Origin of the sequence: Malikia spinosa, from assembly GCF_002980625.1 — a bacterium.
Classification (GTDB): domain Bacteria; phylum Pseudomonadota; class Gammaproteobacteria; order Burkholderiales; family Burkholderiaceae_C; genus Malikia; species Malikia spinosa.
Map to the genome: position 1 here is coordinate 115,602 of NZ_PVLR01000024.1, position 25,334 is coordinate 140,935.

Below are 25,334 nucleotides of genomic sequence, written 5' to 3' on the forward strand. Positions count from 1 at the left end.
ACGAGCCTATTCCGCCTGGCGCTTGGGCGTCAGCAGCACGTACTCCACCTCCCGGCCGTTGATGCGCTGCCAGTCCGACACGGCCCGTATACCCATGCCTGCAAAGCAGCTCACCATGGCATCCCATCCATCCTCCGGCGTGCCGGCTCTGAAGTACGCGTTGCGCAGCATCAGCCAGAGTGTTTCGGCGTGGCCGTTGCGCTTGGCCTCTGCTGCCAAGTGGTCGATCTCGTTGCCTGCTTTCATGGGCCGATCCTTCCTTCGATGGGTGTGTGAGAGCTTCCATCGTACCGGGCTGGACCGGCCCGCCATTTTTTCTGCTGCCCGCCAGGCTTGGCTGGCAGCGTGCAACGGTTTCCACCGGGTGGACGCGACCGATCGCGTTGGCCTGGACGCGGCGGAGCGCTCCTGCCCGCCCTTCGACCAGGTCGGTGGTTTTTTCTTTGGAGCAGCCGCTCATGTCAACTGCTCAACCAGGCGGTCGAGGGCGGCGAGTTGCTGTGCAGATGCAGATCCGCTCCGGCGCATGTGCGCGCCGGCCAGTCTGGTCCATGTGGCCAGCAGGGTCGCGGTGATGGCGGGCTCCGTCTCAAGCAGCAGCACCAACTGTTGCAGGAACAGTTCGATGGCGTCCACCCGATCCTCGATGGAGGGGAGTGGCGATTGATTAGCAAGGGAGGCGTGGCTCATGGCGGCGTGTCCTTTCAATGGTTTAGCAGGAGCGATTTCATGAAAACAACTATCTCAATTTCTGGCTCATCCTCAAACGTTAATTCGGAGTGGGGGGAGTACATCAGGACAAGCATCGACGTGCTTGATGCGGCCTATCACACGGCGCACCGCTTCCCGGGCGGTGTGCCTGCGCTGGCGGGGCGCATGGGCATAGTCCCAGGCGTGCTGCAGAACAAGGTCAACGCCAGCAACACCTCTCACCACCTCACCTTGCGCGAGGCCATGGCCATGCAGGAGATCACCGGCGACGTGGCGATCCTGCATGCCATGGCCGACGCGCTGGGCTACGTGTGCGTGCGCGGCACGCCCGCCAACCCCGAGAACCTGCAGGCCCTCCATTGGCAGATGGTCTCCGCGTATGCCGATCTGGGGCACTCGATCGTCGACGCGATATCGGCTGGGGCTGTGTCCCGGAACGCCATGCGTCGCTGCGAGGCAATGGCAGCCGAGCTGTCGTCCGCGATCAATGCGGTGCTGGGCTCCTTGCGTGCCCGCATGCCGTCGCCACCCAAGGGCAGTGAAAAATGATCGCGCAGCCCCCCTCCCCCTGGTTTGAGAGAGCGCACAGGTGTGCGAAACGCGGCTCTGTTCCTGCAGCGATGCGGGGTCATGCCGGTCGTGGGTCCTCCCCCGCGGATACCTATGCGGGTAATTCGAGCCCCTCTGTCTGTGTAGTCAGTGAGTGGAGGACTTACTGAATGGCGTCGAACTACGAGGATGTGCTCGGCCAGCTGCGCGCCGCTGGCTTGCTGGTCGACAGCCTGGAGGTGGGGCGTCTGCGCCGTTGCAAGGTCGACGGGGACCGCGAGCGACGCGGCTGGTACCACCTGCACGAGATGCGCCTGCAGACCGGCGACGACTTGATCGTCGGCAGCTATGGCATCTGGCGTGGCGCCGAGAACAACGCGGTCAAGGTTGAGCTGCGCAGCACGGCACTGAGCCAGGAGCAGCGTGACAGCCTGCGCAAGCGCCTGGCCGAGGACCGACGTCTGGCTGAGGCGGCCCGCCAGGCGGACGCGAACCGCGCAGCGAACAGGGCGGCAGCAGCGTGGAAGCGCTGTTCGGAGGATGGCGACTGCGAGTACCTGCACCGGAAGGCGGTGGGCGCTCATGGCGTTCGCTTCAGCCCGCAGGGTGCGATGGTGGTTCCGCTGCTCGACGTGGGCGGCAAGATCCACGGTCTGCAGATCGTGCGCGGCAAGCAGGCCGGATCTGCCAGGCGCCTGGAAAAGGAATACTGGCCGCAGGGCCTGATCAAGAAGGGGCACTTCCATCTGATCGGCATGCCGGGTCCGATCATCCTGGTGGCCGAGGGCTACGCGACGGCAGCGAGCCTGTTCGAGGCGACGGGCCTGTGCGTGGCGGTGGCCTTCGACGCCAACAACCTGGCGCCGGTGGCTGCAGCGCTGCACAAGCGCTACAAGGCGGCGCGCATTCTGGTCTGCGCTGACGACGACGAGGCCCAGAAGTGCCAGAACAGCGCCTGCCGCCAACGCGTCTGGCTTTCCGACGGTCCTGATTGCCCGCACTGCGGCGAGCCGCACAAGGCAGGCAATGCCGGGATCTCGTGTGCCAGCAGCGCTGCGATGGAGGTCGGAGGAGCATGGGTTGCGCCCATGTTCGCCGACCAGCCCGCGCGGCGCTTGGCCTGGCTCGAAAAGGGGTCGAAGCTCAGCGACTTCAACGATCTGCACCAGGCCGAGGGCTTGCATGTCGTTCGCACGCAGATCGAGGCCCGCCTCACGGTGTTGGGCTGGCGGATCGCCCAGGTCGTCCAGCGCGCTGCCCAGCCCAAGGGGGAGGGGGGCGTGCCGGAAAAGGACCCGCTGCGCCCCATCGATTCCCTGGATGAGCTGCTCGAGCGCTTCGCCCTGGTCTATGGCCAGGGTGGCACGGTGTTCGACCATCAGGAGCACTGCCTGGTCACGCTGAGCGACATGCGCGACGCCTGCCTGAAGCGCGAGCTGCACCGGGCCTGGGCCGAGCATCCGGACAAGTCGATGGTGCGCGTGACTGAGGTCGGCTTCGACCCGGCCGGTACCGACCCCAACATCCGCTGCAATTTGTGGTCGGGCTGGCCGACGACGCCGCGGGCGGGCAACTGCCAGAACCTGCTGGACCTGTTGCGCTACATGTGTGCGGCTGACAGCCGGCCTGAAGAGCTGTATCAGTGGGCGCTGCGCTGGCTGGCCTATCCGATCCAGCACCCTGGCGCCAAGATGAAGACCACCCTGGTGATCCACGGACCGCAGGGCACCGGCAAGAACATGTTCTTCGAGGCCATCATGGCCATCTACGGTCGCTATGGCCGGGTGATTGACCAAAGTGCGATCGAGGACAAGTTCAACGACTGGGCCAGCCGCCGGCTGTTCCTGATCGCCGACGAGGTGGTGGCCAGGTCGGACCTGTATCACATCAAGAACAAGCTCAAGGCCTTCATCACCGGGGAGTGGATTCGCATCAACCCCAAGAACATGGCGGCCTACGAGGAGCGCAACCATGTCAACATGGTCTTCCTCTCCAACGAGGCCATGCCCGTGGTGCTGGAGGAGGATGACCGCCGGCATGCGGTGATCTGGACGCCCGAGAAGCTCAGCCCCGAGTTCTACGCCGCCGTGAAGGCCGAGATCGATGCCGGCGGCATAGCCGCTCTGCATCACTACCTGCTGCATCTGGATCTGGGGAGTTTCAACAGCGCCACGCTGCCGCCGATGACGGATGCCAAGCGCGAGTTGATCGACCTGAGCCTGGACAGCCCCAGCCGGTTCATCCTGGCCTTCGAGTCCGGCGACGTGGCGGGCTTTCCCGCCAAGCGGGCACCGGCCCTGCTGACGCCCTGCCTCGGCCAGGACCTGTATGACCTCTATGCCGCCTGGTGTCACCACGCGGGACTCAAGGCCTTGAACCAGCCGCGCTTTGCCAACGCTGTCATGCGCAAGCACAAGGGCGTTTCGCTGCGCAAGCGCTACGACAGTGGTGCCGGCACTAAGGGCCCTAGCGCCATCACCTACCTGCCTGGCGGTCATGAGGCCCCAGTGGGGAGCAGCGAGACCGTGTGGCTGGGCGAGCGTATCGAGGTCTTCCGCACCGCGCTCAAGGACTACAAGGGCATGAGTTTCAGGGCATGACCACCATGAAAACCTCCATTCGTCCTGTTCTGTGCGGTATGTGCGGTATCAAGTGCGGTATTCCGTGCGGTGCTAAGTCATTGATTTTTATTGCTTGTGCGGTATGTGCGGTATCAGCCTTTACACGGGCGTGCAGGCGGGCGTGCGCGTACACATGCAGGCGCGCACATGCCTGCACACATTCGCATACCGCACATACCGCACACACCGCACACGCCTTGCACATCAAGCACTTACGCGATTTCGCATACCGCACACCATCCCCCACATACCGCACAAAGAAAAAAATGGACGAACCAACCTCTACCCGGGTCATTCGCTGCACCGAGGAAAACGTGAAGGAGTTTCGGCAGGTGGTCAAAGCCTGGCCGGAGCTGCACGACCTGGTGAAGGGCCTCCAGGAGCAAAACCTTTTCCCGGGCCTGCGCGCCATGCAAATCACGCTCACCGGCAGCGCTGAGCATGTCGGCAAAGGGTTGGCTGCCCTCCTGCCGGAAAACGCGCCTGTGGCCGCGCAATCCACCCACGCCGGCTGACTGGGGAACGCCATGAAGATCGACATCAAGATAAACGGCATCGAGAAGGTGAAGAAGGAACTCGAGGCCCTGAGCGGCCCGCAGTTCAAGAGCGCGGTAGCCACCACGCTGAACCAGATCGCTGGCCGCTACGCCCGAGGCATCCGGAATGAAATGTCCCGGGTCTTCGACCGTCCCACGCCCTACATCCTGAACAGCGTCAAGGTCGAAGCGGCGACGTCGTCCAGTCTGACGGTCACCATTTCCCCATCGATCAAGGCGCCATCCGGCGGCAAGGGCGGCAAGATCAGCGTGGACCCTCAGAAGATTCTGAGCGCACAGGCCTTGGGCGGGGCCCGCAGGGACAAGAAAACCGAAGTCCTGCTGCGTCAGCGCGGCTGGCTGCGCGCCGGCTACCAAACCGCCATACCCGAGACGCCCTACCCAGGCAGCGACGACGGCCGCGGCAACCTGCGGGGGCCTTTCCTGCGCAGCGTCATGAGCTACCTGCAGATGTACTACGAGCAGGGCCACTTCCAGAACATGAAGAAGGGCGCAATCGCCAGGAAGGAAGACCGCCGGGCTTACAGCGTGATCGCCACGCGCCGTTCTGGGCGGGACATCAATGGCGTGGTGTTCTTCATTGCGGGCCCGCAGATGACGCTGCAGATCGAGGGTGGCGAGCGCGCTGTCATGCGAGCGACTGGGGGCTCTCGCTCACGGCATTTGCATCCTGGCATCTGGGCCAAGACGGGCGGATCGCGCGGCGCCAAGCTGCAGCCAGTTCTGCTGTTTGTGCGCAGCGGCACCTATCAGCCACGGCTGGACATGGACAAGATCGCACGCGAGCTGGATGTGCAGGGACTTTTCGCGAAGTGGTTGCGCGGCAACATTCGCGACCAGTACCGGATGATTTCGGTAAAGGCAGGTGCTTGATCATGACCGCACCTGAACAGCTCAGCAAACGGGCCTTTGCCGATCGCATCGGCGTCAAGCCCAGCTACGTGCGCCAACTGGAGATTGACGGCCGACTGGTGCTCACGCCCGACGGAAAGGCCGTCCTGGTGGCCGAGTCCATCGCCCGCATCGAGGCCACGCGCGACCCGAGCAAGCAGGCGGTGGCCGAGCGCCATGCCACCGAGCGCGGCGCGCCGGCCCTGACTGGGCATGATCGCGCGCCAGTTGGCGATGATGAGTCGGTAGTTGATGAAATGCCGCTTCCCCAGTATGACTTCCAAATCTCCAAGGCCAAGAGAGAGCATTGGGCTGCTGAGCGCGAGCAAGCTGCCTTCCGCAAGGAGGCTGGTGAGCTGATCGAGCGCGCCGAGCATATTGCCGCCTTTGCCCGCGCGGGCGCCAATCTGCGCGCCAAGCTGGAAGCCTGGTCCGCCGTACTGCCGCCACAGTTGGTGGGCCGCGATGAGGCTGCAATTCGGTCCACGCTGGTGGAGCAGTTGGAACAGGTGCTGCGCGAGCTGGCAACCGCCATCACTGCCCAGGCGCAGGAGACGGCTCATGCTGGCTGAGTCCATGAGCTTTTTTTGCTCGCCGGAGGTCGGCCTGCGCGCCATGGCCCGAGCTCTGGCCCCGCGCAAAGCCCTCACCGTCAGCCAATGGGCTGATGACAACCGGCACCTCTCCAGCAAAGGCAGTTCCGTTACCGGGGAGTGGGTGACCGATCGCAACCCGCCGCTGCGCGAGCCGATGGACTGCCTGAGCGCGCGCAGCAATGTGCGCGATGTAGTGCTGATGTTCCCGATCCAGTTCGGCAAGACCGAGGTAGCCGTCAACGCCTTGGGCTACTGCATGGACCACGACCCCTGCCCGGTGATGGTGTGCCTGCCCGGCGAGGTCAGCATGCAGAAGTGGGTGGCACAGAAGCTCAACCCGGCCATTGACGAATCTCCGGCCATGAAGCGGGCCCTTACCAGCGTTGCCAGCCGCGACGCCACCAACACTCGAACCTTCAAGGATTTCGCCGGCGGCCAGCTGTACGTCGAGCACGCCGGCAGCCCGAGTCGCCTGAAATCGACGACCGTGCGCAAGCTGATCGTGGATGAAGTGGATGAGTTCGCCAACAACTTCAGCGGCGGCGACGACCCGCTGGAAATGCTCAACGGCCGCACCAGCGCTTTCCCCACCACCAGCCAGCGGTTGTACATCAGCACGCCGCAGATCAAGGGCATCAGCCGCATCGAGCAGCTGTGGCTGAAAAGCGACCAGCGTCGCTACCATGTGCCGTGCCCGCACTGCGGTCACCTGCAGCACCTGGAGTGGTCTGGCCTGCACTGGACACCCGACGTCAGCCAGGTCTGGTACACCTGCCAGGAGTGCGGCGCCCAGATCGACGAACACCACAAGACCGCCATGATCGCGGCCGGCCAGTGGATCCCTGGCAATCCAGGCGCCAAGGTGCGCGGCTACCACATCAACTGCCTGTACTACCAGTTCGGCCTGGGCCCGCGCTGGGCCGAGCTGGCAGAGGCCTGGCGCGAAGTGCAGAGCGACCCCGCGCGCCACAAGACCTTCATGAACGACCGTCTTGCCGAGCCCTGGGAAGACGCCGCCATGCGCGCCGTGCGCCACAACGCTATTGCCGACCGGGCCGAGCCATACAAGCTGCGCGTGGCACCCATGGGCGTGCTGGCCGTCACCGCCGGCGTGGACACGCAGGACAACCGCCTGGCCGTGCACATCACCGGCTGGGGCCGTGGCATGGCCTTCTGGACGCTGGATTACGTGGAGCTGATGGGCGACCCAGCCGACGACGCCGTGTGGGTCGCGCTGACCGAGCTGCTCAACACGCCGATCCAGCACGAGTGTGGTGCCACCCTGCGCATCGAGGCCATGGCCAACGACATGGGCGGCCACCGTGGCGAGGCGGTCAAGGCCTATGTGCGCGACCGGCGCGTGCGCCGGCCCATGGTCATCTTCGGCGCCACCGCCAACAACGCGCCGGTGCTCGGAAAGGGCAAGTTGATGGACGTGGACTGGCGCGGTCGCGTGGACAAGCGCGGCGTCACCGTCTACCAGGTCGGTACCGTGGCGGCCAAGCACTGGTTGTACGGGCGCCTGTCCACTGACGCCGACAAGCCCAGCGACCAGCGCCAGACCCACTTCAGCCAAGACCTGGAGCCCAGCTACTTCGCTGGCCTGGTCAGCGAGACCTACAACCCGGCCAAGAACCGCTTCGACAAGCGCCGCGGCGCGCGCAACGAACCGCTGGACACCTGGGTCTACAGCTACGCCGCCGCGCACCACCCGGAGCTGCGGCTGCACCGCGCCACCAAGGCCGATTGGGACCGCCGCGAGGCACAGTTGCTGGCCATGGCCCAGGCAGGCAGCGCGCCTGCTGAGGTGCTGGTGCAAACCCAACCTGTTACCGCATCCACTGCGCCATCGACCAATCTGTTCGATCTTGCCTACGGAAGCTGATCCTATGACACCCGAGAACTCGACCCGCATGAAGAAATTCACCGACAACATCGACCCCGTGGCCGTGATCGAACAGGAGGCGCGCGCGGTCGCGCTGTCGTTTGGCGTCAGCACGCCGGACGATGCCGCCGCCGCCCTGGTCGAGCGGGTGCTGATGCGGTTGGGAGGAGGGCAGCTCTACCTGCCCAAGAGGTCCGCTCAGTTGCAACGTGCTCGGCACCAAGAGATTCGTGCCCGCTTCAAGGGCAACAATGTGGATGAACTGGCGCGAGAGTACGGGTTGACGTCGCGCAGCGTGAGGCGGATTGTGCAGGTTTGAGAGGCGTGTTGCATATATACCGCATCTGCGGGTGCTTGGATATTGTTATCAATTTGACTTTGTGGTTTATCTTTGCTGAAATGTCACTTAGTAAAACACAACCGAGGACAAACGATGATTTCTTTGTATTATTTTTTAATTGAGCACTGGAATGAAATTGTAATTAATCTTACTGCTAGTGCCATAGTATTTCCAGCGGAGGCATTAATAACAATATTTTGCATCAATAAATTAATTTCACGTCGAGAATATAAACGGTGGAGGCCGGCTCGTAGGAACGTTGTAAAAGTATTGTATGAGGCACATCGCACGTTATTCAATGCGGCACATCACGTTGTTGATCCTGGTTTCCATGTTGAAAAGAGGGGGCATATGATTCCAGAAAGTGTAACGCAGGCGGATGCTAATTATTGGGGTAAATCTGTTTTCATACCACCTTTGGATGATGTTATGGATAGGCTTAAAAAAACTATTGAGTACAATAATGCTGCACTTGATTCTGAATTTCTTCCGGCAATTTCTGATTTTTTAATCTCGGCAGAAGAGTTGCATGGAAATATTAAATTTATGATTAATGCGTACAATCCAAAAAATCCTCAAGGTATTTCATGTTTTCATCCGCGAGAACATCTTTATAAGATGGAGTTGGTCTATAAAAAAATGATTAATACATTTCCAGAGATAAAAAATGATTTTGGTAATGGCCCGGTGGCTATTTTGACGGCTGTGCAATTGGAAAAAATTTACGATAAGGCCGCATTGAGTAATAATAAAATTGAGTTCATCGAGAATCGGGGTGTGTGAAATATTCTTTCGTAATAAATGCGGACATTTTTTTGTGACGCCTGTCAACTAGAAATGTCCGAGCCAGCCCGGCAAAGTGCTGGGCATGGGTATCTACAGCCACCTCAGCACCGATGAACTGACAGCCAAGCGCGACCGTCTGCTGGCCGCGCTTGAGTCGCGCCTGACCGGCCCGAGCAGTGTGTCGTCCACCGGCCGCTCGGTCGGCTACCAGCACGCCAACCAGACCGCCGAGATCCGGCGCGAGCTGGACGCGATCAACGTCGAACTGTCGCGCCGCGATGGTGCCCCGGCCCGTGGCCCGATCTACCTGGTGTGACGATCGTGGCAGGCATTCCGTCGCTCATCTCCAAAGGCTGGCGCTCCGCTGTATCGGTGCTCGGCCTTGGTGGTGGCGCGCAGATGTCTGCCCACCAGGCGGCTGGCAACAGCCTGCCGCTGATGAACTGGAACCCGCTGCGGGCCAGCGCCGACGCCGACACGCTGCCCGACCTGTCCACGCTGACGGCGCGCTCGCGCGATCTCGCGCGCAACAACGGCCTGATGGCCGGCGGCATGCAGACGCTGCGCGACAACATCGTCGGCGCGACGCTGCGTCTGAGTGCAACGCCCGACTACCGCCTGCTGGGCTGGAGTCGCGAGCAGGCGCGCGAGTGGGGCAACCAGACCGAGTCCAAGTTCCGCACCTGGGCCGAGACCAACGAGTGTGACGCCTCTCGCACGCTCAATCTGCTGGGCCTGACGCTGCAGGCGCTGGGTGGAACCATGCTCAATGGCGATGCGCTGGCCTTGCCGCTGTGGTTGCCAAGCCCAGGGCTGAAATGGAACACCCGGCTGCTGATGGTCGAGTCCGACCGCCTGTGCACGCCGCAGGAGCTGCGCCACCGCGATGACATTCGGGGCGGCATCGAGTTCGATGTCTACGGCGCACCGATGGCATATTGCGTGCTCAAGCATCACCCGGGCGATTGGATCAGCACCCGATCGGGCTACCAGGAGTGGGAGCGCATTCCGGCGTACACCGCCTGGGGCCGCCGCCGCGTGCTGCACCTGCACGACAAGGAACGCACCGGACAGAGCCGGGGCAAGCCCGTGGTCGCCAGCGTGATGACCGAATTCCACATGGCTGGCAAGTACGCAAGCAACGAGCTGCAGGCCAGCCTGGCCAACTCGCTGGTGGCGGCTTTCCTCGAGTCCGACTTGGACCCGACATCGGCCGCCGAGATTTTCGGCACCGATGTCAGCGGTGCCTGGAAGGACTTCGTGCGCCGCAAGCCCACGGTGCGCCAGATGGAGGGTGCCGCCATCCTGCCGCTGCCGCCCGGTGCCAAGCTCAACAGCTTCACCCCAGGGCGGCCGAACGCGGCCTTCGAGGCCTTCATGCTGGCGAGCCTGCGCAACATCGCCGCCGGCATGAACATGCCCTACGAGCTGCTGCTCAAGGACTTCAGCAAGACCAACTACTCGTCGGCACGCGCCGCGCTGCTGGAGGCCTGGCGCTACTTCAACGGCCGCCGCCGCTGGCTGACCGACTACTGGCTGCGCGAGGTCTACCTGTTGTGGCTGGAGGAGGCCATCAACGCCGGCGAGATCGAGGCCCCCGGTTTCTACGACAACCGCTATGCCTACGCACGTTGCCGCTTCATCTTCGGTGGTCGTGGCTGGGTGGACCCAGTCAAGGACGCCACCGCGTCCAAGATCCGGCGCGAGTCCCAGGTCAGCACGCTCGAGCAGGAATGCGCCGAGCAGGGCCTGGACTATGAGGAAGTGCTGGACCAGCTGGCAATCGAGCGCCAGATGATGCTGGCGCGCGGCCTGAACCCGGATGCCGCCAGCCCGGTGGCCGTGGCTGCTGCCAGCGCACCAAGCTCGCCGGATGAGGCATCCGACCCAGAGGACGGCACCGACCCGCAGGACGGCGCCGATCAGGAACCACCCCAGGACCCCGCCGCATGAGCTTCGCCCGCCATTACCCGCACCTGGCCGCGCGCGTGTTCAACACGCCGCTGCTGGTGCACCCACAAAAACTGGACGCCATCATTGCCGGCATTGGCCCGCGCTTGCTCGGCCTGGGGGATGGTGCCGATGTGGCAGCGCTGAAGGCCAGTCAGGCCGGCGCGCAGCTGCTGCCGGCCGAGCTGTTCAGCACCAAGCGCGACACCAGTAGCGATGGCCAGCCCTACGCGGTGTCGGATGGGGTCGCCTACATCCCTGTCAGCGGCGCCCTTGTGCACCGCAGCCGCATGGAGGCTGATTCCAGCCGTCTGCTCGGCTACAACGAGGTGGCCATGCTGGTCGAGGAGGCAATGGCTGACCGCTCGGTCCATGCGCTGCTGCTGAACTTTGACAGTCCCGGCGGCGAGGCGCAAGGCGCCTTCGAGTTTGCCGACCGCCTGGCCGCGCTGCGCGGGCAGGGCAAGCGCATCGTTGCCATGGCCGATGGCATGGCTGCCAGCGCCGCCTATCTGGCAGCCGCTGCCGCCGACGAGATTGTGTTGACCTCGAGCGCCTACGTCGGCTCGATCGGCGTGGTGATGCGCCACGTCGACTTCAGCCAGGCGCTGGCCAGCGATGGCGTCAAGGTCACGCACATCTATGCCGGCGCCCACAAGGTCGACGGCAACCCCTACGAGCCGCTGCCGGCCGCCGTACGTGCCGACATGCAGGCCGAGATCGATGGGCTCTACGAGATGTTCGTGCAGTCCGTCGCCGCCAACCGCCGCCTGGAACCGTCCGCCGTGCGCAAGACACAGGCGCAGGTGTACCGCGGCGCCGCCGCACTCGCCGTTGGCCTTGCTGACCGCCTGGGCACCACCGATCAAGTCATCACCGAGCTGGCCGCGCAGCGGTCCCGCTCTTTCCCTGTCGGGCAGACCGCCCGCGCAAACGCCACCCCTGGAGCAACCACCATGGCAAACCAAGCAGGCGGTCAATCGGCCGCCCCGGGCGCGCAAGCGCCGCAACCGGCCGTCGCCACTGCCACCACTCCCTTCTCTGCCGACCCGGCGCAGGCCCGCAGCGAGGGCCACGCCGCCGGCGTACAGGCCGAGCGCGAGCGTGTCGGCGCCATCCTGGGTCACGAGCGCGCTGGCGCCCACATGGCCGTGGCACTGACCTGCATCAACACCGGCCTGAGCGCCGAGCAGGCGGGCCAGATCATGGCTGCGCTGCCTGGCGCTCAGCCGGTGGCTGCTGCTGCTGCTGCTGCCGCTGCCGCATCGGCCACCACGGCATCGGCGCCCAACCAGTTTTCCGCCGTCATGGCCTCGATCGGCAACCCGGCCGTCTCGGGTATCGAGCCCGCTGCCGCCAGCGCCGCTTCCGAGCAAGAAACCCTTGCCGCGCAAGTGCTGGCGACCTTCCGCGCGAACACGCGCTGATCTGAAAAAGGAGCAACGCTATGGACTACCAAGCCACTTTTGGCACCGAGGGCGTCTTGGCCCACGACGCCCTGATCGCAGGCAACGCCCACCTGCTGGTGGGCCGCAAGATCACCATCGCTGCGGGCCAGAACCTGGTGCGCGGCGCTGTGCTGGGTAAGGTCACGGCCACCGGCAAGTACCTGCTGTCGCTGTCGGCCGCCGCCGATGGCAGTCAGACCCCTGACCTGATCTTGGCCGAGGACTGCAACGCCAGCGCCGCCGACAAGTCGGTGCTGGCCTATGCCCGCGGCGACTTCAACAGCCGCGCGCTGACCCTGGGCGCTGCGCACACCGTCGCATCGATCACCGAAGGCCTGCGCGCCAAGGGCATCACGCTGCTGGCGTCGATCGCCTGAGCCGTCTTCTTACCCACTGAATCCAGGAGATCCCCATGGAGATTTTCAGCACCGCCGTCTTGGGCCGCGTCGTGGCCGAGCTGCCGCTTCCCGCTCCCTTCATCCTCAACAGCTTCTTCGGCATGATCCAGACCGAGACCAGCGAGGAAATCCACTTCGACATCGACAGTGGCAGCCGCCGCCTGGCACCCTTCGTGTCGCCCATCGTGGCGGGCCAGGTCGTGCAGTCCAAGGGCTACCAGACCAAGACCTTCAAGCCGGCCTACGTCAAGGACAAGCGCGTCTTCGATGCCAGCCGTCCCTTCAAGCGTCTGGCGGGCGAGAGCATCGGCGGCCAGCTCGCTCCGGCCCAGCGCCTGCAACTGGCCCTGGCCACGGAGCTGAGCGACCAGATCAACATGGTGATTCGCCGCCAGGAGGTGATGGCGATCGAGGCACTGCGCACCGGAAAGGTCACGGTGACGGGTGACTTCTATCCGACCGTCGAGGTCAATTTCGGCCGCGACGCGAGCCTGACAAAAGCGCTGGCCGGTGCCACCCGCTGGGGCGAGGTGGGCGTGGAGCCGCTCGACGACGTGCAGGCCTGGTCGCTGCTGGCGACCGAAAAGTCTGGCGCCACAGCCAACACCCTGGTGATGGATGTCGAGGCCTGGAAGCTGTTCAGCGCATCGGCCAAGGTGCAGAAGCTGCTTGACCGCTTCCGCGGCGCCGAACAGCTCAACCCGACCGTGACGGGCGCGGGCGGGCGCTACATGGGCAGCATCGGCGACTTCGACATCTGGGTCTACATCGGCTGGTACGAGGACCCGGCCACCGGCAACCTGCTGCCCTTCCTGCCGGCCAACACCGTGATCGTGACCAGTCCGGACCTAGAAGGCACCCGCGCCTACGGTGCCATCAAGGACGAGGCCGCAGGCCTGCAGGCGCTGCCGTGCTTCGCCAAGTCCTGGATTCAGGAGGATCCGGCGGTGCGCTACCTGCTGCTGCAGAGCGCCCCGCTGACCGTGCCTTACCGCGTCAACGCCAGCCTCTGCGCCACGGTGCGCTGATCTGCCGCACGCCGCCATGAACCAGCCCGCTCCCTTTGCCGAGCTCGAGGCACTCGTGAATCGCGAGACGGTCGCGCACCTCTCCAACGCCGTCGCTACCTTTGCTGGCGGCGAGCAGGTGCGCGGCATCTTCGACGACGAGCACGCTCGCGGCGACGTCGGCATGCTCTCCATGGCCGACTCGCGCCCGACCTTCACGCTGCTGACCGCCGACATCCCGCTGGCGGTGCGCAACTGGTTCGTGCTCTATGTGCATCCAGGCCTGTCGCACGAAGATCCGGATGCGGTAGACCTGCGCCTGGTGCTGCGTGGCCTGACCTATCGGGTGACCGAGCACGAGCCCGACGGCACGGGCATTAGCACCCTGGTGCTCAAGCGAGAGCCAGCATGAAAACCGCCTTCAAGTCGGTGCTCGACACCATCGTCGCGGCGCTGTCCGCCTACCCGGCGCCGGCCGAGGTCGTTGCCAACCCGCGGCACTCGGTGCCCGAGTCGCGACAGCGACAGATCGCCGTCCACCTGGGCAATTCGAAAGCCAGCAGCGGCCCACTGGGCGTGACGCGCTGGACCACGCCGATCGTGGTCGAGTGCTATGCGCGCGGTGATGTCGACGAGCTGCTCGACTCGGCCTGGCGGCGCCTGTTCGGCCCTGAGGCCCGGATCACGGGGGCTGGCATCGAGGGCCTGGAGCAGGACGGCATTGACTGGGACTACGCCGGCTCCCGTACCGATATGGAGTGCGCGGCGCTGCAGTTCCTGGTGCGCCATCGCACCCCGACCCATTCACTGACCCCCTGGGCCTGACCATGAAATCACCCACCAACCAAGCCTCTGCACCGGATCCGGACGCCACGCCTCAGCGCGGCGGCAGCTACATCCGTCAGCCCGACGGCTCGCTCGAGCGCGCCTTGACCGCCGCGCCGCCTGTCGCCGCTCCGGCCCACGCGCCTGAGCCGGCTACCGCGCCCGCTACCAACACCAAGGAGTAACCATGCCCCGCATGACCCAGATGTCGGCCGTCCTGGCCAAGCTCGAGACGACCTACGCGACCGATGCAGTTCCGACCGGCGCGGCCAACGCGATCGTCTGTAGCGAGCCGCAATTCGAGCTGGTCTACGACAGCAAGGAGCGCAACGTCTTGCGTACGCATTTCGGTGCGCAGCAGGCGATGCACAACACCCGGTTTGCCAAGGTCTCGTTCGACGTCGAGATCGCGCCGTCTGGCGTTGCTGGCACCGCGCCGGCCTTCAGCCCGCTGTTGCGTGCCTGCGCCCTCAGCGAGACCATCACGGTGACGACGCGCGTCGAATACGCCCCGATCACGCTGAGCCAGGAATCGGCCTCGATCTACTACTACCTCGACGGCGTGCTGCACAAGCTGCTCGGCGCGATGGGCACGGTCGAATTGGGGGCGAACGAGGGCGAAATCCCAGTGCTGAAGTTCCAGTTCACCGGCATCGATGGCGGCATCGTCGAGGGTGCGCTCCCGAACCAGACCCTGACCGCCTGGAAGACCCCGCAGCTGATCAGTGGCGCGGTCCTGAAGTTCGGCGGCACCTACAGCGCCGGCGTGCTGACCGGCGGCACTGCGTTCCCCTCGCGTGGTCTGAGCCTGAACTTGGGCAATGACATCAAGCCCCGCCGCATGCTCGCAAATGGCAACGGGTACTCGAGCTCCGGCCAGGCCGTCAACGCCATGGGCCGCAAGGCCAGCGGCTCGGTGCAGATCGAGCTGACCGCCGCGCAGGAAGTCGCGCTGATCGCCGACATCAACGGTTCCGTCTTGGCCTCGATGTCGTTCGAGCACGGCAGCGTCGCCGGCAGCAAGACGCTGATCCATTGCCCGTCGGTTCAACGCCTGTCGCCCAAGCGGGCCGACTACGAAGGCGTGGCCCAGCTGGGCCTCGACCTCGCACTGCAGCCTGTCAGCGGCAACGACGAGCTGCGACTGGTGTTCAGCTGATTCAGTCTCCACCACCCCATTCATCCAGCCCTTCAGGCAACAAGGAATCCACATGACATTCGTTCTGCAGCAGAAACCGACTTTCACCGCACCGGTGGCATTCAACATCCCGTCCGATGGCGGCAAGACCCAGAAAGTCACGTTCAGCGTCGTGTTCAAGATGCTGGCCGCCAGCGAGTACAAGGAGTTGAACTCGCGCATCGCGCTGAGCAATGCGAATCACGCCGCGCTGATCGAGAAGCTGGTGGCCGAGCAGAAAGAGCGCAGCGGCGCGCCGCTGACCGAGATTCCTCTGCCGGAATGCACCGACCGCGACACGATCAATGCCGTCCTGGTTGGCTTCGGCGCCGATCTGCTCGACGAGGACAAGACGCCGCTCGAGTTCAACGAGTTCAACCTCGACCGGCTGCTCGAGGTCAATGGCTGCGCTCAGGCCATCGTCTCCAGCTTCTTCAAGCACTACGCGGAGCAGCCGGCAAAAAACTGATCGCCATCGTCAGGCACGCGCTGCGGCCGGACGTTGAGCCAGTGGCGAGCAGCGAGAGCCTGGAGCGCCAGACGAAAGCGCTGAATGCCTTCGGGCTGGTGATCCAGACGGATGACGGGCAGGCAGAGGCGGGGTCGGACTGCGAAGTCTTCCCTGACAACGTGCCGGCCTTCCAGCTCTTCATGTCCTGCGCCCGGCACTTGACGATGGTCACCAGCCTCGGTGGCACCCGCTGGCGGGCTGCTCCACCGAGCGAGGTCAGGCAGGTCATGCAGTGGCAGGGCGCGAAGCCGGGCCAGCGTGGCGAGTTGTGGCAGCAGTACCAGGTGATGGAGATCGAGGCCTTGAGGATCTTGAACGAGCGCGAAGCCGCTGCAGCGCGCAAGGCGAAATGACAACGTGAAATGACGATGAGCACGAACCAAATCGGAATTGTCCTGACTGCTGACGGTCGCCTGGTGCAGTCCGAGCTCGACCGCACCGGTAAGTCCCTGCAGCGCTTCGGCGAGCAGGCTGGCCAGGCGTCGGCGCAGGTCGATCGCGGCATGGCGCGTGCTCGGGATTCGATCTCGTCGCTGGCATCTGGTGCGGCCAAGCTGCTGCTGGTCACCCAGGGCATCCAGTCCATCTCGGCAGCCCTGTCGGCACTGCCACGCGCGGCGTTCGATTACAGCAAGAACCTCGAAACCTCGGCCGTCGGCATGGCCGGCATCATCGGCTCGGTGGCTGCGCTCAACGGTGCGCAGATCGAGTTCAACCAGGCGCTTGGCATCAGCCAGGGCATGATCCGCCAGCTCAACGACGATGCGCTGCGCACCGCTGCCAGCAGCCAGGAGCTGGTCGGCGCCTTCCAGGCGCTGCTTGCTCCAGGCCTGGCTGCCGGGATGAAACTCGACGAGATCCGACAGCTGACCGTGGTCGGCACCAACGCCGTCCGCAGCATGGGGCTGACGAGCAACCAGGTGGTGCAGGAGCTACGCGACCTGGTCGCCGGCGGCATCACCGCCAGCAGCTCGACGCTGGCCACTTCGCTGGGCCTCAAGGATGCGGACATCGCCAAGGCCAAGGCCAGCAGCGAGGGCTTGTTCAACTTCTTGATGGAGCGGCTCAGGGGCTTCGAGGCCTCGTCCGCCGCCTTCGGCAACACGCTCGAGGGGCGTCTCAGCACGCTCAAGGAAGGCGCAACCCGCGTTGCTGCCGACGGCATGGCGCCGCTGACGCAGGCGATCTCGACCGCTGCCGGGCAGATGTCCGATCTGCTGGTCACGTTTGACAAGGCGGGACGGGCGCAACTCAATCCCGGGCTGGTCGAAGGCCTGCGCGGTGTCGCCGAGTCGATGGTCGGCATCATGACGACTGGCCAGGCGGCTGCCTCGGCGCTGTGGGCCAACCGAGAGGCCGTGTCGACCCTGGCGGCGGCCTATGCGGCGCTCAAGATCGGGCAGTGGGCCTCAGAGGCTCAGGTCGCTGTAGCGGCCAAGCTGGACCTGGTGCGCGCCTCGCAGCTGGCTGCCGTGCAGGCGGCTGCAGAAAGTGCGGCAAATCAAGCGGCGGGGATGACTGCGCGAGAGAAGATCGCTGCACTGCTGTCTGAATTGCAGGCCAAGGCCAATCTGATGCAATCCAATGCGGCACTGGCGGCGACTGAGGTCTCCAGGTTGTCAGCGACCCAGGAAGGCATCGTGGCCGCCCGCGCGCAGAGCGCCGCTGCATTGGAGGTCACGCGATCGACCATCGCCCAGGCTGAAGCACAGCTGTCTGCGGCTCGCGCTGCCGGCGCGCAGAGTTTCGCCCTGGCGCTGGTGCGTGAAGCCACGGACACCTTGACGGCTGCCCAGGCTCGTCATGCCGCCCTGATCGGTGATCTGGCAATGCTGGGCCGTCAGCAGGCCAGTGTGCAGGCCAATGTTGCATCAGCGTTGGCGGCTCAGACCGCTGCGTCGAATGCGGCATCGGAGGCTGCGATGCGGCTTTCGGCCGCTACAAGCGCCGCCAGTGTTTCTGGCCGGGCCATGGGTGCTGTCATGGGGGCACTGGGTGGGCCGGTTGGCATTGCAGTGATGGCAATCAGCGGGCTGGTGATGTGGCTGGGCCATGCGGCCGGCAAGGCCAGCGATGCCGAGCAGGCACTCGTGAAGTACCAGCGCGCCATGGCTGCCGCGCGCGACGGCAAGCTTGTCGACGTGGGCGATCTGTCCACGATGCGCGCTTCGTTGCAGACGCTCAAGGATGAGCGCGACGCTCTGCTGGCGGACAAAGCCAACCCTGGCGTGCTGGCTTTCCTGTTCGGGGACGACTACCAGTCTGGCCTGGACAGCAAGCTTTCCGGGGTGAATGGCAAGATTCAGCAGCATGTCGATGACATCCAGCGCGTCGAACAGGCTACCCAGGCGGCAGGGGCTTCGACCGCCGGCATGACGCTGACCCTGGCCGGTGCCGAGCAGGCCTGGAAGAAAGCCAACGACGGCCTCAAGACGGCCTCCAGCATCCAGTCGGACTACCAGGAGAAGCTGTCCGCCTCGAGGCGGTCGTTCGAGGATTACATCAAGCTGGCGCGCGACAAGGGGATGTCCGAGGAGTTCATCCGCAAGCGCCAGGCCGAGCAAGGCCAGGCCGAGTCGGCACTGCTCAAGCAGCGCGATGCTGCGCTCAAGGGGCTCAACGGCACAAGCACGCAGGCCGCGCAGACGGCAGAAAAAGAGATCGCTGCGCTGCGCGCCAAGATCGACGCCGAGAGGGCCTACCAGGCCGCCCTCGAGCAGCATGGCCCGCTGGCTGAAAAGCTGACTGCCGGCGAGAAGGAGGCGATCCAGCTGCGCCGCGAGGCCGCCATACCGTCGCTCGATGCCAAGACCAGGGCGCACTTGCTCAGCAAGGCCGCCATCGCCGATGAGCTCGGCGCGCTGCAGAAATCGAATGCGGCCATCACCGAGATCTACACCCGTACTGACACGATCAAGGGCCGCGCCAACGCGATCGAGGCCGAGAACGCTGTGTGGGGCAAGAGCAAGACGGCGATCGAGGAGGCCACGCTGGCCGAGCTCCGCAACCAGTTGGCCAAGGAGCGCGCTTCTGGCGCCTCTGCGTTGCGGATCAAGGCGCTCGAGGACGAGATCGGCCAGCAGCAGCGCTTGGTTGATGGGCTGCAGGCGGCCGATTACAAGAAGCTCGACCAGCAGGCCGAGGAGCTGTTGCGCGCCGCTCGCGAGCAAAACGGCCTGTACCAGGACGAGTTGACGCTGGTCGGCATGACCGCGCTCGAGCGCGACAAGATCGTCGCGCGCCGCCAGGTCGAGATCAAGTACGCCAAGGAGCTCGCTGCGATCGACCGTTCCACGCTCAGCGAGGCGGAGAAGGAGGCGTTGCGCGAGAAGGCCCGCACTGCCGAGCGCATCGAGTCGGCGGCCGCCGTCAACAAGGTGATCTTCGCGGACTGGAGCAAGACGTCCGACCAGATCAGCCAGAGCCTGACCGATGCGTTGATGCGCGGCTTCGAGTCGGGCAAGGACTTTGGCCAGAACCTGATCGACACGCTCAAGAACATGTTCTCGACGCTGGTCCTGCGGCCGGTGATCCAGGCGGTCATCAACCCGGTAGCCGGCGCGATGACCGGGGCGCTGGGCCTGCCTGGTGCGGCTAGCGCTGGTCAGGCGGGGCAGGGCGCTAATCCGATGTCCCTGGCCAGCTCAGCCAGCAGCGCCTACAACCTGCTGACCACCGGGGTCCGGGACTCCATCTCGAAGGGCTTCACGAAGCTGGCCTCTACCGATCTGGGCCAGCAGCTGGGCTTGTACGACGCCGATGCCGGCGTGCGCTCGCTGACCAGCAGTGGCCAGGCAGTCAACTCGGCGCTGCAAAGCGCCGGCGGATCGATGATGGCCTACGGCTTGAGCAAGGGCCTGTCGGGTGGCTACCAGGTCGGCAACGGCAAGATCATGGACGCGGCCACGCTGGTCGCTGGCTGGTTTGATCCGACGGGTGGCCTGATCGCCGGGGCCGTCAGCGGCGCGATCAACCGGGCATTCGGTCGCAAGCTGGCCGACAGCGGCCTGCAAGGCACTTTTGGTGGCAACGAGGGTTTCAGCGGCAACAGCTACCAGTTCTACAAGGGCGGCTGGTTCAGGTCCGACAAGACCAAGACCAGCGCTCTCGACCCGGATGTCGAGGCCGGCTTGGCCGATCAGTTCCGCGCACTGCAGGCCTCGACCGGCCTGATGGCCTCTACCCTGGGCCTCGGCACCGAGGCCATCAGCAGCTTCACGTCCAGCATCCAGCTCAGCTTCCAGGGCCTGACCGAAGAGCAGATCCAGACCCAGCTGGCCGAGGAGTTTGCCAAGGTGGGCGAGAGTCTGGCCTCCACGGCCTTGGGCACGGAGCGTTACACCCGCGCCGGCGAGACCGCGGTGCAGACGCTGCAGCGCCTGTCCAGCAGCCTGAGTACGGTCAACGGCACATTCGATGTGCTGGGCCGCACGCTGTACGCAGCCAGCCTGACCGGAGCCGACATGGCCAGCCAGCTGGTCGACCAGATGGGGGGGCTGGCCCAGTACCAGAGCACCACGGCCGCCTATTACCAAGCCTACTACACCGAGGCCGAGCGCAACGCAACGGCGACGCGCCAGCTCACGGCCTCCCTGTCGGCGCTGGGCCTGACCCTGCCCACCACCCGCGCCGCCTACCGCGCCCTGGTCGAGGCCCAGGACCTGACCACCGATGCCGGCCGTCGCACCTATGCGGCCCTGCTGGGCCTGTCGGCGCAGTTCGATAGCCTCGCTCCCAAGCTCGACACGCTGGCTGGGAAGTTCGGCAGCCTGGTCGCCGGCCTGTCGGACGAAGCCACCCGACTCATCGACAGCCAGATCCAGCTCAGCCAGGGCGCGGCCCGCACGGCGCGCGAGGCCTCCGACGCCTACCGCGCGGCGATGACGGATCTGCGCTCGGCCGCCGAGTCCATCCTGCTGCAGCGCGCCGGTGGGCAGTCGGCGCGTGCCGCCTACCAAGCACAGCTGACGCGTGCCCAGGGCGGCGATGTCAAGGCGATGCAGGCCCTGCCCAGCCTGGCCGATGCGCTGATCGCAGAGACCAAGAACAGCTCGCGCACCGCCGTCGAATTCGCGGTCGCGAGCGCCCAGGTCGCCAACCAGCTCGATGGCGTGGCCGCGGTGGCGGACGTGCTGGGCATCGGCGCCGACTACCAGGCCAAGCTCTATGACGTCAACACCTCGCTGCTCGAGATCACGCGCGAGCAGTTGGCCAGCGGCAACCTGACGGTCGATCTGCTCCAGCAGATCCAGACGGCACTCGGCCGAGTCGACGGCTCGATCCAGGCCAGCGCGCAGTTGACGATCGGCACCATGCAGACCGGCAACGGCGGCATCGTCGGGGCGCTGGTCGACAACGCCGGCACGGTCGTTTCCAGCCTGGATTCGACGACGGTGCTGCAGTTGGCTGGTATGCAGGGCCAGACCGCGGCTGCTGACAAGCAGGCCGTCAGCCTGGGCGGGCTGTCGAAGGATCAAATCACCAAGCTGCAGTTGCTCGGCGAAACCCAGTCGAAGGCACTCGGGCTGACCGATCTCGTGGCCGCTGCCACGGACGGCAGCGAGACCCTGCTCGGCGCGGTGCTCAATCGGCTGTCGAAGCAGGACAGCGGCACCACTGACATCGTCAGCGCACTCAATCGTGGCAACGTCGATCTGCTCGGAAAGCTGGCGGGTATCGAGGCGGCCATCCGGCAGCAATCCTCGGACCAGGCGGCCGAGTTGCAGCGGCAGCAGTCGCTGGCCAATGCGCAGGCGTCCCTCGAGCAGTACGCGGGTATTCAGCGGGCGACCGTCGATTCGGTGAAGCAGGGCATCGAGGCGCTGTGGTCGTTGGCAAGCGCCAATGGCGTGGATTTGCTCAATGACAAGGGCGCCAAGGCCTATATCTACGTCAGCGAGGATGGACTGCTGGGCTCCAACTACCAGCAGACATCGACGACCAGCGGCGACGGCTATGCCAATTACATCCGGGAGTTCTACCAATCAGGCGGTGTTTACGACCAGGTCTACGGAAAAATCGGCCAATTGCAGTCGATCTCGGAGGATGTGAAGGCTGCGCGCGACCTGGTCGTTTCGCTGGGTGGCGTGCCGGCCTACAGCGTCGGCGGCTACACCGGGCCTGGCGCCATCGATGAGCCGGCGGGCATCGTGCACAAGGGCGAGGTGGTCTGGTCCCAGGATGACGTGGCGCGTGCCGGCGGCGTGCGGGCGGTCGAGTCGCTGCGCCTTGGGGGGCTGCCCGGGTTTGCTGACGGCGGTGCCGTTGGGTTGCCCGTGTTTCCGATCGCGGCCGCCCTGTCCGACGATGGCGAGGTGCGCGCACTGCTGCGCGAACTGGTGCAGCAGAACCGTGATCTGGTACAGCAGAACCGTGAGTTGACGCGCCAGATGGCCGATCTGTCCAGCCAGGTCGATCGCATGCGATCCGAGAACAACATCGGCAACGCCCAGATCGTCGGCGAGACCAAGAGCCAGTCACGCATCCTGAAAACGTGGGAGCAGGTCGGCATGCCGGCTGCGGCTGCCTGAGGATCGATCATGCTGAAAGTGCTCGACCCGATCCGCATCAAGGACAGCATGCTGCTGCACAGCAGCATCCCGGAGGACGACTGCCCCGAGTGGGTGCCTGGTGCCACCTATGCCGCCCAGGCATCAGCCGCCGGCCAGCTGAGCGACTACGTCAATCTGGCGGGGGCAAACCCGTTCAATGGACTGACCGAGTGGTATTCGTCGAACGGCGTTCCCGTCGTGGTCAATGCTGCCGGCAATGGTGGCCACGGCGAGCTCCGGACAACGGCCCGGGATACGCTGGCTGGCACCAACGGCTGGAGCCCTGGATCTGGATCGTTCGTCGTCTATCCGGGTGAGTTGCTGCACATCGCCTGCGACGTCGATTCATCCGGCAGCACGCTGGCCGGCGCCGTGGGCGTGATGGTCTGGGACGAGAACGATCGGTGCCTGGGTTGGCTGGGAGCCGGTTACTCGCCGGGCCTGGCGTACCACCGTATTGCTGGATCGGTGACGATGCCTGGTAGCGCAACGCGCGCCGCCATCTGGCTGCAGATTGACGGTCCGCATGGCGTCCAGCACCCGGCGGTCGGATTCTCGCGGCTCTATATCGGCCGGACGCCGGAGACGGTTTTCGGGCCGTTCGTGATGCGCTCATCCCGGCACGAGATCTATCAACGGGTCGATGACGGCATCAGCCTGCTGCCCCCCGAAAGCGACCCTGATCACTGGATACGCGTGGGGCTGACGAATCGCTGGGCGATGTTCGACTCCAACGTCAACACGCGCAGCGTCGGCGGCGCAGATGGCCTGCAGGTCAAGCTCAGACCCGGCATGTGCAATGGCGTCGCGCTGCTGAACCTGGTCGACGTCCGGGAGATGACCATCGTTTGCCGCCACCCCTCGGCCGGCCAGCCCGACAGCGACACGACGCGCGATTATGCGCAGGGCATCACGCTGCGCACGCTGGTGGCTGGCGGTGAGGTCCAGATGATCTACCAGGTCAAGCTCGAGCGCCGCAATGTCTCGGACTGGAAATCGTTTTTTGTCGAGCCGTACGAAATCCGCGCGGATGTCTTTTTCGGATTCCAGTCTCGGTCCGACATGACGATCGAAATCAGCGTGCCAGGTCGAAATCCGCAGGTTGGCGCGTTGATCGTGGGGAATTTCGTTGAATTGGGACAGGTGCAGCTCGGAATTCGCGCCGGGGTCGAGGACTACAACCGCTACGACACCAACCAGTTTGCGGAAACCTCGATCACGCAGATCGGTTTCCTGAAGACCTCCTCGTACTCCATTGCCGTGCCTCGATGGGCCATCAATCGGGCGCATAGCACGCTGACATCCGTGATGGGTCGTCAGACGGTGTTCATCGCGAGCGACGATTACCAGCTGGCTCCGACCACGGTATTCGGGCGCTGCAGGAATTTTGAAATGACGCTCGATTTGCCGACCGAGGCAATTTTCACGGTAGAGACACAGGGCGTCACGCTCTGAAGAAAACAGGAGGGCCCATGGCTAACTTCACCCCATTCACAAAGATACCGGTCGCCGGCACTTCAACATTCGAGGCCGATGTCGGAACCTTCCTGCAGGAAGTGCCTGAGCGGTTCGCGCAAATCAAGGACATCGCCGATGAGGTGGTGGCCAAGGCCGCCATCGTCGACGTCTCCGGCAGCGCTACCCTGGCTGCCACGGCTGCCTCCCAGGCCAGCCGATCGGCCACTCGTTCTGCTGCCAGCGAGGCCAATGCCAAGCTTGCCGCCGAATCGGCTGCTGCCGATGCCGCCACGTCCCGCCTGCGAGCCCAGGACGCAGATCTGTCGGCTGGCCAGGCGGCGGAAAACGCCATTGCCTCAGCAGAGCACCGGGAAGCGGCAGAGGCCGCCGCCGCCCTGGCTGATTCGGCGGGCAATGCCACGGCCGCCCAGCAGGCCAGGCTCGGCGCCGAAGCCGCGCGCGACCGCTCCGTCCAAGCCGAACTGGCTGCGCAGCAGGATGCCGATGCCACGGCCGACGACCGCGTGCAGACCGGTCTCGACCGTGTCCAGACCGGATTGGACCGTGCGCAGACGGGCGCTGACCGAGTGCAGACCGGCCTGGATGCCGCGGCCGCAGACGCCGATCGGGTGCAGACCGGCCTTGATCGTGTCCAGACTGGACTGGACCGCGCGCAGACAAGCGCCGACCGCCAGGCCACCTACGAGCTCAAGCTTGCCACCGGCACCAGCGCCTCTGATGCCGCCGCACAGAAGACCCTGGCCACCCAGCAGGCCGTGATAGCGACGGCCCAGGCGACCGCTGCCTCGGGCTATGCCGCCCAGGCCAGCACCCATGCCGGCACCGCCAATGCCCAGGCTGCCACCGCGACCACGCAGGCCAACTCGGCCGCCAGCGCTGCAGCTGCCGCCAACGCCGCGCTGCTCGCGTTCGGCAACGTGCTGGCCAACGGCATCGGCATCTTCTCGGTCAACGCCAACGGCGAGCTGATCGGCTCCTACAACGACCCCACCGTCACCAGTATGACCGTCAACGCCAGCGGCGAGTTGGTCGTGACCTACTGACCCCTCCGA

The 25,334-nt window shown here is 64.9% G+C and carries 24 protein-coding genes; 22 read left to right on the top strand and 2 right to left on the bottom strand.

Going from position 1 to position 25,334, the window contains the following annotated elements; all coding sequences use genetic code 11:
• Positions 1-6: 6 nt before the first annotated feature.
• Complete coding sequence (locus C6P61_RS09700) at positions 7-246, bottom strand: hypothetical protein (RefSeq protein ID WP_105729724.1); 240 nt, start codon at positions 244-246, stop codon at positions 7-9.
• A gap of 210 nt (positions 247-456) precedes the next feature.
• Entirely contained in the window at positions 457-690 is a 234-nt protein-coding gene (locus tag C6P61_RS09705; protein ID WP_105729725.1) for a hypothetical protein, read from the bottom strand.
• Positions 691-729: 39 nt separating this feature from the next.
• On the opposite strand from C6P61_RS09705, the gene C6P61_RS09710 reads away from it, so the two are divergent.
• The 22 genes from C6P61_RS09710 to C6P61_RS09810 all read left to right on the top strand — a co-directional run bounded on the left by C6P61_RS09710 (position 730) and on the right by C6P61_RS09810 (position 25,325).
• Positions 730-1,260, top strand: a complete 531-nt coding sequence (locus tag C6P61_RS09710) for a phage regulatory CII family protein (protein WP_146115019.1) — start codon at positions 730-732, stop codon at positions 1,258-1,260.
• Between the two features lie 170 nt (positions 1,261-1,430).
• On the top strand, positions 1,431-3,860 hold the full coding sequence (locus tag C6P61_RS09715) for a DUF5906 domain-containing protein (protein ID WP_105729726.1): 2,430 nt from the start codon (positions 1,431-1,433) through the stop codon (positions 3,858-3,860).
• A gap of 287 nt (positions 3,861-4,147) precedes the next feature.
• On the top strand, positions 4,148-4,396 hold the full coding sequence (locus tag C6P61_RS09720) for a hypothetical protein (protein WP_105729727.1): 249 nt from the start codon (positions 4,148-4,150) through the stop codon (positions 4,394-4,396).
• Between the two features lie 12 nt (positions 4,397-4,408).
• Complete coding sequence (locus C6P61_RS09725) at positions 4,409-5,311, top strand: hypothetical protein (protein ID WP_105729728.1); 903 nt, start codon at positions 4,409-4,411, stop codon at positions 5,309-5,311.
• A gap of 2 nt (positions 5,312-5,313) precedes the next feature.
• On the top strand, positions 5,314-5,901 hold the full coding sequence (locus C6P61_RS09730; RefSeq protein ID WP_105729729.1) for a hypothetical protein: 588 nt from the start codon (positions 5,314-5,316) through the stop codon (positions 5,899-5,901).
• A 43-nt stretch (positions 5,902-5,944) separates the two neighbouring features.
• Positions 5,945-7,810: a phage terminase large subunit family protein gene (locus tag C6P61_RS09735; protein ID WP_105729795.1), complete on the top strand. Its 1,866-nt coding sequence runs from the start codon at positions 5,945-5,947 to the stop codon at positions 7,808-7,810.
• A gap of 28 nt (positions 7,811-7,838) precedes the next feature.
• The gene (locus C6P61_RS09740) at positions 7,839-8,129 is read left to right on the top strand and encodes a Mor transcription activator family protein (RefSeq protein WP_170067363.1); all 291 of its coding nucleotides are present in this window, start codon (positions 7,839-7,841) and stop codon (positions 8,127-8,129) included.
• Between the two features lie 114 nt (positions 8,130-8,243).
• Entirely contained in the window at positions 8,244-8,933 is a 690-nt protein-coding gene (locus C6P61_RS17685) for a hypothetical protein (RefSeq protein WP_146115020.1), read from the top strand.
• Between the two features lie 85 nt (positions 8,934-9,018).
• Positions 9,019-9,252, top strand: a complete 234-nt coding sequence (locus C6P61_RS09745; protein WP_105729731.1) for a hypothetical protein — start codon at positions 9,019-9,021, stop codon at positions 9,250-9,252.
• Positions 9,253-9,335: 83 nt separating this feature from the next.
• The gene (locus tag C6P61_RS09750) at positions 9,336-10,889 is read left to right on the top strand and encodes a phage portal protein (protein WP_105729796.1); all 1,554 of its coding nucleotides are present in this window, start codon (positions 9,336-9,338) and stop codon (positions 10,887-10,889) included.
• Positions 10,886-12,313 (top strand): S49 family peptidase, encoded by a 1,428-nt coding sequence (locus tag C6P61_RS09755; protein WP_105729732.1) that lies wholly within the window; start codon positions 10,886-10,888, stop codon positions 12,311-12,313. The genes C6P61_RS09750 and C6P61_RS09755 overlap by 4 nt, the downstream gene beginning before the upstream one ends.
• A gap of 20 nt (positions 12,314-12,333) precedes the next feature.
• The gene (locus C6P61_RS09760) at positions 12,334-12,711 is read left to right on the top strand and encodes a head decoration protein (protein ID WP_105729733.1); all 378 of its coding nucleotides are present in this window, start codon (positions 12,334-12,336) and stop codon (positions 12,709-12,711) included.
• 35 nt (positions 12,712-12,746) lie between these two features.
• Positions 12,747-13,760, top strand: a complete 1,014-nt coding sequence (locus C6P61_RS09765) for a major capsid protein (protein WP_105729734.1) — start codon at positions 12,747-12,749, stop codon at positions 13,758-13,760.
• 16 nt (positions 13,761-13,776) lie between these two features.
• On the top strand, positions 13,777-14,151 hold the full coding sequence (locus C6P61_RS09770; protein WP_105729735.1) for a head-tail joining protein: 375 nt from the start codon (positions 13,777-13,779) through the stop codon (positions 14,149-14,151).
• A complete protein-coding gene (locus tag C6P61_RS09775; RefSeq protein ID WP_105729736.1) occupies positions 14,148-14,564 on the top strand; it encodes a hypothetical protein in 417 nt (138 codons plus the stop codon). The genes C6P61_RS09770 and C6P61_RS09775 overlap by 4 nt, the downstream gene beginning before the upstream one ends.
• A gap of 2 nt (positions 14,565-14,566) precedes the next feature.
• On the top strand, positions 14,567-14,749 hold the full coding sequence (locus C6P61_RS09780) for a hypothetical protein (RefSeq protein WP_105729737.1): 183 nt from the start codon (positions 14,567-14,569) through the stop codon (positions 14,747-14,749).
• A 2-nt stretch (positions 14,750-14,751) separates the two neighbouring features.
• Positions 14,752-15,723, top strand: coding sequence for a phage tail tube protein (locus C6P61_RS09785; protein WP_105729738.1), 972 nt, complete (start codon positions 14,752-14,754; stop codon positions 15,721-15,723).
• 52 nt (positions 15,724-15,775) lie between these two features.
• A complete protein-coding gene (locus tag C6P61_RS09790; protein ID WP_105729739.1) occupies positions 15,776-16,210 on the top strand; it encodes a phage tail assembly chaperone in 435 nt (144 codons plus the stop codon).
• Positions 16,211-16,251: 41 nt separating this feature from the next.
• Entirely contained in the window at positions 16,252-16,605 is a 354-nt protein-coding gene (locus tag C6P61_RS17970) for a DUF1799 domain-containing protein (RefSeq protein WP_170067364.1), read from the top strand.
• Positions 16,606-16,620: 15 nt separating this feature from the next.
• Positions 16,621-22,782 carry a hypothetical protein gene (locus tag C6P61_RS09800; protein ID WP_146115021.1) on the top strand — a complete coding sequence of 2,054 codons (6,162 nt, stop codon included), beginning with the start codon at positions 16,621-16,623 and terminating at the stop codon, positions 22,780-22,782.
• 9 nt (positions 22,783-22,791) lie between these two features.
• Complete coding sequence (locus tag C6P61_RS09805) at positions 22,792-24,258, top strand: hypothetical protein (protein ID WP_105729742.1); 1,467 nt, start codon at positions 22,792-22,794, stop codon at positions 24,256-24,258.
• 17 nt (positions 24,259-24,275) lie between these two features.
• Positions 24,276-25,325, top strand: coding sequence for a hypothetical protein (locus C6P61_RS09810; protein WP_105729743.1), 1,050 nt, complete (start codon positions 24,276-24,278; stop codon positions 25,323-25,325).
• Positions 25,326-25,334 lie beyond the last annotated feature (9 nt).

Bases quoted from the DNA above. Each gene is read 5' to 3' on its own strand.
- C6P61_RS09730 (WP_105729729.1), top strand. From the start codon at position 5,314: ATGACCGCACCTGAACAGCTCAGCAAACGGGCCTTTGCCGATCGCATC.
- C6P61_RS09805 (WP_105729742.1), top strand. From the start codon at position 22,792: ATGCTGAAAGTGCTCGACCCGATCCGCATCAAGGACAGCATGCTGCTG.
- C6P61_RS09740 (WP_170067363.1), top strand. From the start codon at position 7,839: ATGAAGAAATTCACCGACAACATCGACCCCGTGGCCGTGATCGAACAG.
- C6P61_RS09705 (WP_105729725.1), bottom strand. From the start codon at position 690: ATGAGCCACGCCTCCCTTGCTAATCAATCGCCACTCCCCTCCATCGAG.
- C6P61_RS09735 (WP_105729795.1), top strand. From the start codon at position 5,945: ATGGCCCGAGCTCTGGCCCCGCGCAAAGCCCTCACCGTCAGCCAATGG.
- C6P61_RS09750 (WP_105729796.1), top strand. From the start codon at position 9,336: ATGTCTGCCCACCAGGCGGCTGGCAACAGCCTGCCGCTGATGAACTGG.
- C6P61_RS09720 (WP_105729727.1), top strand. From the start codon at position 4,148: ATGGACGAACCAACCTCTACCCGGGTCATTCGCTGCACCGAGGAAAAC.
- C6P61_RS09745 (WP_105729731.1), top strand. From the start codon at position 9,019: ATGGGTATCTACAGCCACCTCAGCACCGATGAACTGACAGCCAAGCGC.
- C6P61_RS09710 (WP_146115019.1), top strand. From the start codon at position 730: ATGAAAACAACTATCTCAATTTCTGGCTCATCCTCAAACGTTAATTCG.
- C6P61_RS17685 (WP_146115020.1), top strand. From the start codon at position 8,244: ATGATTTCTTTGTATTATTTTTTAATTGAGCACTGGAATGAAATTGTA.
- C6P61_RS09775 (WP_105729736.1), top strand. From the start codon at position 14,148: ATGAAAACCGCCTTCAAGTCGGTGCTCGACACCATCGTCGCGGCGCTG.
- C6P61_RS09785 (WP_105729738.1), top strand. From the start codon at position 14,752: ATGCCCCGCATGACCCAGATGTCGGCCGTCCTGGCCAAGCTCGAGACG.
- C6P61_RS09770 (WP_105729735.1), top strand. From the start codon at position 13,777: ATGAACCAGCCCGCTCCCTTTGCCGAGCTCGAGGCACTCGTGAATCGC.
- C6P61_RS09780 (WP_105729737.1), top strand. From the start codon at position 14,567: ATGAAATCACCCACCAACCAAGCCTCTGCACCGGATCCGGACGCCACG.
- C6P61_RS09755 (WP_105729732.1), top strand. From the start codon at position 10,886: ATGAGCTTCGCCCGCCATTACCCGCACCTGGCCGCGCGCGTGTTCAAC.
- C6P61_RS09700 (WP_105729724.1), bottom strand. From the start codon at position 246: ATGAAAGCAGGCAACGAGATCGACCACTTGGCAGCAGAGGCCAAGCGC.
- C6P61_RS09790 (WP_105729739.1), top strand. From the start codon at position 15,776: ATGACATTCGTTCTGCAGCAGAAACCGACTTTCACCGCACCGGTGGCA.
- C6P61_RS09715 (WP_105729726.1), top strand. From the start codon at position 1,431: ATGGCGTCGAACTACGAGGATGTGCTCGGCCAGCTGCGCGCCGCTGGC.
- C6P61_RS09760 (WP_105729733.1), top strand. From the start codon at position 12,334: ATGGACTACCAAGCCACTTTTGGCACCGAGGGCGTCTTGGCCCACGAC.
- C6P61_RS09810 (WP_105729743.1), top strand. From the start codon at position 24,276: ATGGCTAACTTCACCCCATTCACAAAGATACCGGTCGCCGGCACTTCA.
- C6P61_RS09765 (WP_105729734.1), top strand. From the start codon at position 12,747: ATGGAGATTTTCAGCACCGCCGTCTTGGGCCGCGTCGTGGCCGAGCTG.
- C6P61_RS09725 (WP_105729728.1), top strand. From the start codon at position 4,409: ATGAAGATCGACATCAAGATAAACGGCATCGAGAAGGTGAAGAAGGAA.
- C6P61_RS09800 (WP_146115021.1), top strand. From the start codon at position 16,621: ATGAGCACGAACCAAATCGGAATTGTCCTGACTGCTGACGGTCGCCTG.